At 50.9% G+C, this 11,706-nt stretch carries 18 protein-coding genes; 13 read left to right on the forward strand and 5 right to left on the reverse strand.

Translation table 11 applies throughout. The annotated features are described in order from the left end of the window. Positions 1-205 precede the first annotated feature (205 nt). A complete protein-coding gene (locus IPP66_00070; GenBank protein MBK9923664.1) occupies positions 206-880 on the forward strand; it encodes a Crp/Fnr family transcriptional regulator in 675 nt (224 codons plus the stop codon). Between the two features lie 25 nt (positions 881-905). Here the strand turns inward: IPP66_00070 and IPP66_00075 are convergent, their stop codons facing one another. Continuing rightward, a complete protein-coding gene (locus IPP66_00075; protein MBK9923665.1) occupies positions 906-1,949 on the reverse strand; it encodes an SCO family protein in 1,044 nt (347 codons plus the stop codon). A gap of 145 nt (positions 1,950-2,094) precedes the next feature. Here IPP66_00075 and IPP66_00080 point away from each other — a divergent pair, with 145 nt between their 5' ends. From IPP66_00080 to IPP66_00120, 9 genes are all read left to right on the forward strand, one after another. Next, positions 2,095-2,793 carry a Crp/Fnr family transcriptional regulator gene (locus IPP66_00080; GenBank protein MBK9923666.1) on the forward strand — a complete coding sequence of 233 codons (699 nt, stop codon included), beginning with the start codon at positions 2,095-2,097 and terminating at the stop codon, positions 2,791-2,793. A 63-nt stretch (positions 2,794-2,856) separates the two neighbouring features. Further along, positions 2,857-3,921: a hypothetical protein gene (locus IPP66_00085; protein MBK9923667.1), complete on the forward strand. Its 1,065-nt coding sequence runs from the start codon at positions 2,857-2,859 to the stop codon at positions 3,919-3,921. Next, entirely contained in the window at positions 3,921-4,319 is a 399-nt protein-coding gene (locus tag IPP66_00090; GenBank protein MBK9923668.1) for a hypothetical protein, read from the forward strand. Before IPP66_00085 ends, IPP66_00090 begins: the two co-directional genes overlap by 1 nt. Next, positions 4,320-4,742: a hypothetical protein gene (locus IPP66_00095; GenBank protein MBK9923669.1), complete on the forward strand. Its 423-nt coding sequence runs from the start codon at positions 4,320-4,322 to the stop codon at positions 4,740-4,742. Between the two features lie 349 nt (positions 4,743-5,091). Continuing rightward, positions 5,092-5,445 (forward strand): hypothetical protein, encoded by a 354-nt coding sequence (locus IPP66_00100; GenBank protein ID MBK9923670.1) that lies wholly within the window; start codon positions 5,092-5,094, stop codon positions 5,443-5,445. Continuing rightward, a complete protein-coding gene (gene nirK / locus IPP66_00105; protein MBK9923671.1) occupies positions 5,432-6,886 on the forward strand; it encodes a nitrite reductase, copper-containing in 1,455 nt (484 codons plus the stop codon). Before IPP66_00100 ends, nirK begins: the two co-directional genes overlap by 14 nt. Positions 6,887-7,047: 161 nt before the next feature. Then, on the forward strand, positions 7,048-7,359 hold the full coding sequence (locus tag IPP66_00110; GenBank protein ID MBK9923672.1) for a cupin domain-containing protein: 312 nt from the start codon (positions 7,048-7,050) through the stop codon (positions 7,357-7,359). 1 nt (position 7,360) lies between these two features. After that, the gene (locus tag IPP66_00115; GenBank protein MBK9923673.1) at positions 7,361-7,897 is read left to right on the forward strand and encodes a cytochrome b; all 537 of its coding nucleotides are present in this window, start codon (positions 7,361-7,363) and stop codon (positions 7,895-7,897) included. A 7-nt stretch (positions 7,898-7,904) separates the two neighbouring features. Beyond that, on the forward strand, positions 7,905-8,669 hold the full coding sequence (locus IPP66_00120) for a cytochrome c (protein ID MBK9923674.1): 765 nt from the start codon (positions 7,905-7,907) through the stop codon (positions 8,667-8,669). A gap of 39 nt (positions 8,670-8,708) precedes the next feature. Here IPP66_00120 and IPP66_00125 read toward each other — a convergent pair whose 3' ends face one another. Both IPP66_00125 and IPP66_00130 read right to left on the reverse strand, forming a co-directional pair. After that, positions 8,709-9,077, reverse strand: coding sequence for a hypothetical protein (locus IPP66_00125; protein ID MBK9923675.1), 369 nt, complete (start codon positions 9,075-9,077; stop codon positions 8,709-8,711). A 121-nt stretch (positions 9,078-9,198) separates the two neighbouring features. Further along, the gene (locus IPP66_00130) at positions 9,199-9,336 is read right to left on the reverse strand and encodes a hypothetical protein (GenBank protein MBK9923676.1); all 138 of its coding nucleotides are present in this window, start codon (positions 9,334-9,336) and stop codon (positions 9,199-9,201) included. Here IPP66_00130 and IPP66_00135 point away from each other — a divergent pair. From IPP66_00135 to IPP66_00145, 3 genes are read left to right on the forward strand one after another with little or no spacing between them, the layout of a single operon-like run. Further along, positions 9,319-9,930 carry a hypothetical protein gene (locus IPP66_00135; GenBank protein MBK9923677.1) on the forward strand — a complete coding sequence of 204 codons (612 nt, stop codon included), beginning with the start codon at positions 9,319-9,321 and terminating at the stop codon, positions 9,928-9,930. The genes IPP66_00130 and IPP66_00135 overlap by 18 nt on opposite strands. Before the next feature lie 2 nt (positions 9,931-9,932). Then, positions 9,933-10,163: a DUF1858 domain-containing protein gene (locus tag IPP66_00140; protein ID MBK9923678.1), complete on the forward strand. Its 231-nt coding sequence runs from the start codon at positions 9,933-9,935 to the stop codon at positions 10,161-10,163. 18 nt (positions 10,164-10,181) lie between these two features. Beyond that, complete coding sequence (locus IPP66_00145; GenBank protein MBK9923679.1) at positions 10,182-10,544, forward strand: hypothetical protein; 363 nt, start codon at positions 10,182-10,184, stop codon at positions 10,542-10,544. A gap of 87 nt (positions 10,545-10,631) precedes the next feature. On the opposite strand, the gene IPP66_00150 is transcribed toward IPP66_00145, so the two are convergent. Both IPP66_00150 and IPP66_00155 read right to left on the reverse strand, forming a co-directional pair. Next, positions 10,632-10,889 (reverse strand): DUF2249 domain-containing protein, encoded by a 258-nt coding sequence (locus tag IPP66_00150; protein MBK9923680.1) that lies wholly within the window; start codon positions 10,887-10,889, stop codon positions 10,632-10,634. Positions 10,890-11,085: 196 nt separating this feature from the next. Further along, a complete protein-coding gene (locus IPP66_00155; protein ID MBK9923681.1) occupies positions 11,086-11,688 on the reverse strand; it encodes a TraR/DksA C4-type zinc finger protein in 603 nt (200 codons plus the stop codon). Positions 11,689-11,706 lie beyond the last annotated feature (18 nt).

The raw sequence follows: 11,706 nt of genomic DNA on the forward strand, positions 1-11,706 counted from the left end.
ACCATGAAACCAAACCGCTTCCCGATCCCGTTCCTCTTTCACTTGGGTTTGTTGCACGCATCGTTGGCATTGCGGTGATTGCTGATTACGCAAACTTACACACCCTTCGCATGTGGGGTGGACTGTTGAACGAAGTTGCAATCTTACTGTTTATTGGGATGACAGTTTATTCTGTTTGCAAGAGTTTGAGAGCAAAGGCATAATTATGCAAACCGATATTCTTCTCAAGCGATTGCAAACCTTTGAATTCCTGCGTGGACTCGATCACGAGACTCTTACCACTCTGTCAAAGAGTGCCGTCTGGAAAGTGTTCCCTCCTGATGCAGTAGTGTTCTGGGAAGGGGATACGGAAACTAATTTATATTACATGCAATATGGCTCGTTGAAAGTATTGAAGACTTCGCCAGAAGGTCGAGAACAGGTCTTGCGTTTCCTAGATGCGGGTGAAATATTTAATGAAATCGGCGTGTTCGCCAAGCGTGCAAATCCCGCCACTGCGATTGCGCTGGAGGAATCGGGGATCTGGTTACTGCCGCGTCAGGCATTGGAAGATGTTTTATTGGCACATCCACGCACAGCGTTACAGATCATGGAAAGCATGGCGGATCGCTTCATCAGCCTTGTGGCGTTGACAGTGGATTTGTCCCTACGAACCGTGGAAGCACGGTTCGCAAAACTTTTGCTTGAACAAGCCGAAGGGGATGTGATCGAACGCCGGCGCTGGACAACGCAAACAGAAATGGCGTCGCACCTCGGCACTGTACCAGATGTATTGAGTCGCGTCATCCGCGAATTGACGAAGGTGGGAATCATTGAAATGGATAAACAGCACATCCGTATTTTGAATCGTGAGGAATTAACGAAGCGGGCAATGATGTAAGTAAATCCCGCTCGATTTCATCATTTTATGGAATTGCTGTGCCAGTTTCGATGAGGGTTGGAGTCGCCTGCGGAGTGAGGGTCATGAATCCGTGTTGATAATTCAGTTGATTAATATCCCATTTCGTTTTCATATAGGTGAGAATAAAGCTAATCTCCCAATCTGCCAGCCTGTTCTTGAACGCAGGCATGAAAATGGGTTTATCCAGGTTACGACCTTCTTTTATAATTTTCATGAGGTCTTGCTCGGAATATTGCCAGGCTTTTCCGCCACCATCAAGCGGCGGTGGGAGATGTGAACCATCTGCCAAATTTGTCTGCCATGCGGGGTTGCCAGCCAGATCCGCCCCATGACATTGGGCACAGTGATGTTGATACAGCCATTCGCCACCTTGAACATGCGCAGGGGCAAGAGTCACAGCGCAGATCACTGGCGTATAAGTTGCCCCCGCCAAAATTTGCGCGCTGATCGGCATACCGTTCTTGAGCAAGTAACGCAAATCTGCGCTCATCTCAGAAGGCGGAGTGCCATGTTGCCAGTTCATGATTACATAACCGCTGCGGTCAATCACTGTGATGAAACCCGAATGGTCTACGGAATAGTTATCTTTTGATTCAGAATTTATTTTATAGTAGATATTAAAGGCGCTGGTGATCAGATCAATTTCTTCGCGGGTTCCTGTTGCCCCAATGAAACTTGGAGCAAATAACTGCACATACTGACCAAGTTTTTCGGGTGTATCGCGGTTTGGATCAACAGAGACAAATATCACCTGTACCTGTGCGGCTTCTTCAGGAGATAAATTACCCAATGTCAGTTTTAGGTTTGCCAATGAAGTGGGGCAGACATCGGGGCAGGATGTGTATCCAAAATACAACAGGGTTATCTTGCCGCGATGATCACTGAGGCGAACAGGTCCCGAATCTGCACGCAAAACGATCTCAGCCGCCAGTTTGGGGTCCTGCAATACCGAACCATGGAATTGATATTGCGTAGAGTATTGAAAGCCCCAAATGCCCAGGATGGCTAACAAGAAAACGATAATCAGGATGACGAAGACTTTTTTCATTGGATTCCCTTTCGATTCCGATAATGCCTACTATACCGAAAAAGCCAAACTCCGTCTTTGTTCCATCGCAAAGATGACAGGATCAAAATAGCCTGGAACATTACCAGCTTATGAATACTCATACTTCTCGGAGTAAAATAGAAATATGAGTATTACAACAAAAGAGATAAAACAAGTCGTTGTTTTTCAAAGCGCAACAGAAAATGAGTTGCAACTCATTCTGAAAAACAGCATTATTCGCTCAATTGAAGAAAATGAATTCTTCTTCATTCAAGGCGAAGCCGCGCAATATTTGTACATACTCACCAGCGGACAGATCAAGCTGATGCAATCCAATCCCAATGGACAGCAGGTCAATCTGCGGACAATCCACCCGTGGCAAATGTTTGGCGCGCTGGGCGCTGTCCGCGCGGAAGCCACCTACCCCGCCACCGCACAGGCATTGGAAGATAGTTCCGCGCTTGCCATCGAAAGCGGATTCCTGCGCAAAATGCTGGAGACAAGTCCGCACATTTCGTTTGACATGATGACCCTGATGACCTCCTACATTCAGGAAATGCAGGCGCGATACCGCGAACTCGCAACGGAGCGGGTTGAGCAAAGAGTGGCTAACGCGCTGATTCGCCTGGCTGGGCAATCAGGCATCAGGTCAGAAAAAGATGCGGGGATCGTTCTATCGTTCTCAAGGCAGGATGTGGCAGAGATGACTGGCACAACGCTTTACACAGTCAGCCGCCTGTTCAGCGAATGGGAGCGGCAACAAATCATCGAAACAGGCAGGGAAAAGATCAAGATCATCAAGCCGCATGATCTGGTACGCATTGCAGACGGCTTGGAAAAATAGTCATCACAGATCCTGTTTGCGTCAGCGCAAAGACAGATGCCGCAGAATCGGTAAAATCAAAATATGAAATTACAACTCCGTTTTCTACCCTTTCTTGCATTTGCCATCCTCGCCCTGCTTTTTGCAATGTGGGCGGGCTTATTACGCATGGGCTGGACCCTGCCTGCATTCGATAATCTTGCCATCGCGCACGGACCATTGATGGTCTCTGGATTCCTCGGCGTGTTGATTCCGCTCGAACGAGCGGTAGCCATCCGCCAAAAGTGGATGTTCGGCGTGCCGATCATCGCTGGGGTCGGCTGGGTCAGCCTGTTATTTGCGCCGCCTGTCGGCGCGGTCTTGCTCACACTCGGCAGCCTCGGCACACTGGCGATCCTGGGCGTGATGGTCAAACGCGAGCCGCACATCCACACCATCACCATGGGCGTCGGCGCGCTTGCTTTCGTGGTCGGTAATTTTTTGTGGATAATGGGATTCCCCATCTTCCAGATCGTTTTCTGGTGGATGACCTTTCTCGTGCTGACGATCGGCGGCGAACGGCTCGAACTCAGCCGAGTGCTGAAACCAACCCTTGGGCAGATTCGCCTCTTCAGCCTGGTCGCTGCTGCGCTCGTGGCTGGGGCGATCCTCGCCACCTTTGACTTGAATTCTGGCTCACGCCTCGGCGGCGCTGCTATGCTAGGGCTTGGATTCTGGTTTCTGCGCTACGACCTGGCTTCACGCAACATCCGCCACCCCAACCCGTTGACACGCTACATCGCCATCTGTCTCTTCGGCGGGTACTTCTGGCTGGTAATTGCGGGCGGCATGTTTTTGTATCATGGAGCGCTCTACGCGGGTCCGCTCTATGATGCCGCCCTGCACGCGGTTTTCGTCGGCTTCGTGTTTGCCATGATCTTCGGTCATGCTCCCATTATCTTCCCCGCCATTCTGGGCGCACAAATCAAGTTTTACCCCGTGTTCTACGCCCATCTCATTCTCCTGCACCTTTCGCTCGTCACACGCATCGTCGGAGACCTGACCAATCAAATGGAAATTCGCAAATGGGGCGGGGTGTTCAATGAAACGGCTATCCTGCTCTTTCTCGCGCTGACGGTTTTTTCCATCGTCAAGGGAGGGAAGGAATAATGCCCACAATCACTCGCTGGTTTATCAAAGCCGCACTCGTCTCCCTCGTTTTGGGTTTGGCGGCGGGAATTTGGCAGCAGGTCGCGAGCACGGCGGGGATGTTTCCCGTCTACCTGCACCTGTTGACATTTGGCTGGCTAACCCAATTGATCTTTGGCGTTGCCATCTGGATGTTTCCCATGTACAGCAAGGAACATCCGCGCGGACCTGAGTGGCTGGTCTGGAGCGTTTTTGGCACACTCAATTTGGGGTTGCTTCTGCGAGTCGTCTTCGAACCGCTTCAAAGCCTTTCGCCCACAATATTTGGCGCATGGGCGCTTGTTGCCGCCGCAATTCTGCAATGGTATTCGGGCATGGGATTTGCCGCCGCCGTTTGGAAGCGGATTCGGACGAAGTAAATGCCGCGCTTAAGTAGTATTTTCATCCGCGCTTCGCTGATGTATCTTGTGCTGGGGTTTACTTTCGGCAGTTTGATCCTTGCTAACAAAGGCGTACCCTTTGCCCCATTCATTTGGGCTCTGCTCCCGATTCACATCGAATTTCTAATATTAGGCTGGCTAACTCAACTGGCGCTGGGCGTTGCATTTTGGATTCTGCCGCGTCTCACTAGCAACACGCCCCGCGGCGATGAACGCTGGAGTTGGGCGGCGTTCGCGCTGGTCAACCTTGGCATTGCGCTCAACATTGCCGCCCCTTACGCGGGATTTATCTGGCTGGGATTGCTGGCGCGCATTTTACAGGCAATTGGAGTCACCGCATTTGCCATTGGCAACTGGCAACGCATATACCCCCTAAAATTTTCATTTTCAGCCAGACAATGAACATCTGGGAGTGTCTAAAAACTCTTACCCCAGAGCACGCCACAAGGGGGCAAATCAACCTGCAAAAACCCTATTTGCGCTAGCGCAAAGACAGCACGGGGGAAAAATGATATTCTTTGTTCATCATGAAAGATGATTTTGACCTTTCTGAAATAAGCGTGGAAAGTTTTCTAAAGTCCACTCCCAAGGCTGTCAGGTTTTTTATTGGCAGGCATGCCACCTGCATAGGGTGTGGTTTCGCGCTTTTGCACGTTGAAAGATGTCGTCAACATCTATCAACTTGATGAAAAGTTATTTCTCGAAGAACTCGCCAAAATCGCCATTCAAAAATATTAGTATGGAGAGCAAAATGAAATCATTCACGAAATTTCTACTATTGACCGTCGTATTGACAGCTTTCATTGCAGCCTGTGCAAGTACAGACTCCCAGCTTACAAGCAAGGAATATGTACTCACCACTGAAATAAGAGACGGTAACCTGATCTTTCTAGGCGTCAGCGATGAGATTAACGGCATCGCAAATCCCACTCTAAGCGCCGGCCCTGGCGAAACAATTACAGTGACTCTGATCAACGGCGGCATGGGCCAGCATGATATCACCTTCCCCGAAGTCAAAGCCCGCACAGAAGTGGTCAAAGAAAAGGGCGAGAAACATCGGTTACATTACCGTGCCAAATACCCACGGAGAAATGGAATATTATGACAGCGTAGCCAACCATGCCGAATTGGGCATGAGGGCATCTTGCTTGTTAGCATGGCAGGGAAGCCTCTGCTCCTCAACGCAAAGTTCTACACAAAGTTCTGGACAGAACTCTGCCGATCCGCAGGTGATTGCCGCATTCCAAAAAGGTACATGTGGAAGCTGCCATGTCATCCCGGGCATCCCCAATGCCGCAGGCGTGATCGCGCCTGATCTTTCAAACGTGCATCTTGCTGCTCTAAAATACTTTGACAGCGGCTCATACTCAGGTGAGGCGACCACTGCCGAGGAATACATCCATGAATCGATTCTCGATCCCAATTTGTTTGTTGCGCCCAAATGCCCCACTGGCGCATGTGCTCCCAACATTATGCCTGCTACCTTGAAAGACTCGTTGACAACTGATGAAATTAATTTAATTGTCAAATATCTCGATGGGCTTCCCTCTGGTGCATATGGCACTGGTGACACAGCAGCTGAAACCGCCCCCGTTGCCGCGCAAGCTCCCACCACTGGTGCAGACATTGTCCGCGACCCAACCGACCTGCCCGCCCCGCTCGAAATCCGCGAACCGACCACCGTCCGCATTGACCTGGAAGCTGTGGAAGTGGAAGGTCAACTCGCTGATGGAACCACCTTCACCTACTGGACATTCAACGGCGCAGTCCCCGGACCCTTCTTCCGCGTGCGACTGGGTGACACCATCGAAGTCCACATGACCAACAATACCTCCAGCAGCATGAATCACTCTGTTGATTTCCACGCAGTTACAGGTCCAGGCGGCGGTGCGGTCATGACCCAAACCCAACCCGGACAGGAAAGCGTCTTCACCGCAAAAGCGCTCAACGTCGGACTCTTCGTTTACCATTGCGCCACCCCAATGGTTGCGCATCACATCTCGAACGGCATGTATGGCCTCATCCTCGTTGAGCCTGAAGGCGGCTTGCCCCCAGTTGACCGCGAGTTCTACGTCATGCAAGGCGACATTTACACAACGGGCGCATTCGGCGAACAAGGCCAGCAAACGACAGACATCACCAAAATGCTCGACGAAGACCCTGAGTATGTTGTCTTCAACGGCGCAGTAGGCTCGCTCACTACACAGAAACCGCTCAAAGCAAATGTAGGAGAAACCGTGCGCATCTTCTTCGGTGTGGGTGGACCCAATCTCACATCCTCATTCCACGTCATCGGTGAAATCTTCGATAGAGTGTACGACCAGGCATCGCTCACAAGCGCGCCTCTCACCGACGTACAAACCACCATCGTTCCACCCGGCGGCGCAACCATGGTTGAATTCGATCTTGAGGTCCCTGGCAACTACATTCTTGTTGACCATGCTCTCGCACGACTCCAACGTGGGTTGGCTGGATACCTGATCGTCGAGGGACCAGACGCCCCCGAAATCTTCCTCGGCACCCCATCGGCTGGGAGCGGTCACTAAAATCAATAGACAAGCTCGCTGAACCTAAAACACACAAAAATGACCTGCCCGAGGATTTGGCAGGTCATTTTTGTGTCAGGATTGAATGCAGAAACCCGACAAAAGTCGGGACAGGAAGCGGGGGAAAAGGATAAAGTCAGACATATCAAAAAGGAGTCCATATGCCTGACATCTATTTCACAGACACAAAATCCAAAGCAGTCTTTTCGACAGAAGGTCCGAAGCCGCAATTCCTGATCGACACGCCGCAGTTCAAGGCGCTGGTCGTGGGGCTGGAAGCGGGCGGACAAATTCCCGTTCATCCTGGCGAGGCGGCAATGTATCACTTTCTCGAAGGCGAGGGGCTGATGACAGTAGACGATGAAGCCTTTGCCATCAAACCTGGCGTGACGGTGGTGGTACCGAGCGGTGCAAAGCGCGGCATGAATGCCAAAACCCGCGTGGTGTTTCTCGGTTCGAAAGGGGAGAAATAATATGACTCGAAATTCACCTAAGCGTTACCATCCCTTGCAAGTCACATTGCACTGGCTGACCGTTGCTCTCGTCTTCGCGGCGTTCATCTTCGGTAAATATTCCAGTTTCCTTCCGAACGACGCAAGCGAAATCGCGCCGCTTCGGATTCACATGTTGTTGGGCATTACTATGCTGCTCGTGATCATCGTCCGCTTCATAACACGGATGAAAGTCCCGCGTCCCGCCTACGCATCAACAGGGAACGCCTTCCTTGACGGGTTCGGCAAGTTCGTGCATTACGCCCTATACCTGCTGGTCTTTTTGATGTCGGTCAGCGGAATGTCCCTTTCCCTGCAAGCAGGACTTCCCTCCATCGTTTTCTTCGGATCGGGCACGCCCTTGCCCGCAGACTTCTTTGACTTTGCGGCGCGCATGTTACACGGCTTTATCGCGCCCGCGCTGTTCCTACTCATCCTTCTGCATGTGGGCGCGGCGTTTTATCATCAACTTGCGCTCAAGGATAATTTATTGTCGCGCATGTGGTATGGAAAAGGATAGCCCACCGATGAAACAAACTTTATTGGTCGCAGTTCTGACTCTGCTTATCACCGCTTGCGGCGCACAGGGTAATGAAACAAACCCAGGCATGGGCATGAATAACGACGGCATGATGACGCGCCACCATGCTGAAATCCCAGCGGAATATGCGGGCTTGAAGAATCCAATCCCTGCTGATGAGGAATCTCTTGAACGCGGCGCGACGCTTTACACAACGAACTGCTCCAGTTGTCATGGTGACGGCGGCATGGGCGATGGACCTGCTGGCTCGGCGCTCGTTCCTGCTCCCGCGGCAGTGGCACACACCAGCCAAATGATGGCGGATGATTATCTGTTCTGGCGCCTCAGCGAGGGCGGCACACCTTTCGCTACATCCATGCCTCCCTGGAAAGTTTTGGATGAACAAGCGCGCTGGGACATGGTCAATTACATGCGCGCACTTGGCGCAGGGACGGTGAATCCGGCCGTCGGTATGGGCGGAGAAGCGTATGATCCCGCCGTGCAAGCCGCGCACCAAGCTGAGATGCTCGCGCAGGCTGTGGATCAGGGAGTTGTCACGCAAGAAGAAGCAGACACTTTCAAACTTGTCCACGATGCCGTTGAACAATATCGAAGTGAACATCCTGAAATCATTGATAGCGGCAAGAACGCCACCGAGCGCGAAGCGACGATCCTTGCCGCGCTGGTGGATGAAAACACCATCACACAAACTCAGGCAGATGCGTTTCAAGATATTCACGATCGACTCGGAACTTCAGGCTTGATGCCGTAAATAAAAACATCGTCCCGAAGGTTTGAATGGCAACCAGACTCAAGCCTCAAACCTTCGGGATGTTCTACACAAGGAAAATAAAATGCCTATCCCATATCTTCTCACTACTTTGTTGTTCACATTGGTCGCCATGTTCATCGCGGCGGATGCGTCACTCGTCAGCGTGAACTTGATCGGTGCCTTCCCTGCGTTGCGCTGGGTGCGCGTGCATTTCATCACACTGGGGATTCTTTCACAGGTGATCTTCGGCTTGCTCCCCCTGCTCATCGCTTCACTCTCCAAAAAACCAAAGCCCGCCATGCGTTGGGACATCTGGCTGACCCTTAACGTCGGCTTCATTGTTCTCGTGGCTGGCTTCGCTGGCGTGAACCAACCCATGATCTTCGCGGGCGGCACGCTTATTTTCATCTCCGCTACATTACTGTTCATTCAATTATGGAATGTGCGCGGCGGCGATGCACCTGAAAGCCTCAAGTTTTACATCACGGGCGTGTTCTATCTGCTCGTGGGCATCATCATCGGCACGGGTCTATGGCTCAACTGGAGCGAAGCGCTCTACATCAAAGTTCCGCTCGAAGCGCACATCCACGCCAACTCGTGGGGATTCATGTCGCTGGTTTTTGCAGGTCTGCTTGTGGATTTTGTTCCGATGATCACGGGTCGCCAACTCAGCTCAACAAAAAATGTTTCACTTATTTATTGGGGCATGACTCTCGGCGCATTCGGTCTTGTACTCGGACCGTGGCTTGGCGGCAGTCTACCTCCCACCGTTTCAGGTTTGGTCTTGCATTTGAGTTCAACGATCTGGATGGTGGTCTTGCTGATCAAAGCCTTCAAACAAAGCGGCAAGTTGAACAGCGCAGGCGCATGGCATTTGGTCTCTTCATATATGTGGATTATCGCCCCGATCGGGATGGCTCCGTTTATCATGCTTGGAATCGTTGAAGGCGCGCCGATTGAACAAACAGCGCCTCAAGCCTTAATTTATGGCTGGGTACTGCAATTTGGCATTGCCCTCATCCCGTACATTGCCCGCCGATTCTTCCTCAAGGATGAGACTCCGCAACTCGGCGGAAGTTGGTTGAGTCTCGCATCTGCCACAGCGGGGAGTCTGTTTGTGTGGGCAAGCATCTTCATCGTCCCAGCCAGAGGCGTATTGTATGGAATCGGATTCGCGTTGTTCGCCATCGCCTTGATCCATCCATTAAAAGAACTCGTTGAAATCGCGCGGACGGGTTTGCAAAAGATCGAAGCATCGTAATCATGGAAATCACAAAAGATACGCGTGTATCCGCCATCCTTGAAGAATACGGCGACATCGCCGATGTGATGGAAGTATTTGGCATCAAGCGTGTGGGGCGCTATTCCCTGAGAATGCTTGCCGCAAAAGCAGTCACAGTCGAATGGGCGGCGCGCATCCATCGTGTGCCACTTGCAGAATTTCTTGATATTCTGCAAGTGGCAACGACAAATAAAAAGTCTACTGAGACTTAAAGGAATAGCCCAATGAACATGCCACTGAATCAAATCGCATCCATTCTCGCTTTTATCATCGGTATCATGTCCATCGTCGCGGGCGGAAAAGCAATGCAGGGCTGGAACCCTGGCTATTCCGTTCTCACGTGGCTTCCTGTATACAATTTCATAATGGGCATTCTCGCTCTCATCCCCGCCGTTTTGATTTGGATAAATCACCGTTACGCAATGATCACATCCATTGCAACCTTTAGCATCCATGCGATTGTGCTGTTGATTCTCTTCACTGCCTTTCGCAACACAGTTGCATACCAAAGTCTCGCCGCCATGATATTTCGGTTGGTCATCTGGATTGCCATTCTGGCGCTGATGTTTATTCAGGTGCGGAAAGGAATATAACCATGCCATTGCTCAATCGGATATGAGTTGCCCAATGGATGAAGGCAACTCATATCCGATCTTGAAGCAATCAGGTTGATCTATCAGCTACTTGGTTTTCCCAATAAGGACGCTCCACACTTCTGGACCTTTCTCCGCATAATCCCACGTGAACTGATCCGCGCGTTCCGCCTGGAATTGATAATACAGTGGTTTGGGGTCATGATCGTTGACGAGTAGGAAGTTCTCGCCTGGTTGCAACGATTCAAATGTTTCGAAAATGCGTTGGTGACGATACATGGGTGCAAGCGTACGCACGTCAACAGTCGTCCTGGGTGTATTTGTGGTGGATTGTAAATCGCTCATCATAATGCTCCTGTTTCAATTGGTTTGTGATTTGACGTCAATTTTCCGTTCGTTCACTTGATGAATGAACGGAAAATTGCATCTTTATAAATCAATCCTATCAGGAGATCGTACCCCCGTCTTTGCGCTGGAACAAACACAGATTTTCCTGTTCTCTGTCATGAGCGTCGATTGGGAGAGCTTTTCGATGGCAATTTCACTTGATGCTTGTTAAAAAATATGAATGTCCAGCACAAGACCGGCATAATGTAGTTCCTTCGTGCATCACTTCCCGCTGATTGATGATCTCCTCACCACAGACTTCACACATTGCACGCTTCCCCGCCTGACCGATGATTTGCTTCACGGGAATAGTCAACTGCACCCATTGCCAGTGAAACAGCAATTCATCGGGGATGTATTTATAACCGATGAGCTGTGCTTCCCACTTATTGCGAGCAGACGGGGCATATTCCCATGCTTGTTCGCGGGCGCTTACTCGTGGCACAACTCGGATAGCTTGTTCAGTGAGCGTGTCAATAAATGTGACAGCGGTCTTGCCATAATCTTCAATGCGCAGGGTGCGCCTGCCAACGTAACAGCCTGTCGCGGCGGAGATTCCGTCTACCAAACAGCCGTCTGTTTCAGAGATGGCTAGGAGACGTTTGTCAGATTGAGGCAAAGGAATCTCGAGCAGGCGCCCAGCCAAAAGTCCGATACGAACGCCGAGTACTTGTCGAGGACAAATTTTGTGATGATGAGTCGCGCTGAGAGTCAGCAGGTCGTCAAGTTCGGGTATAGAAATCGGGGAAATTTCCACAATTCACCTATTCAATTA

Origin of the sequence: Candidatus Defluviilinea proxima (assembly GCA_016721115.1) — a bacterium.
Classification (GTDB): Bacteria; Chloroflexota; Anaerolineae; order Anaerolineales; family Villigracilaceae; genus Defluviilinea; species Defluviilinea proxima.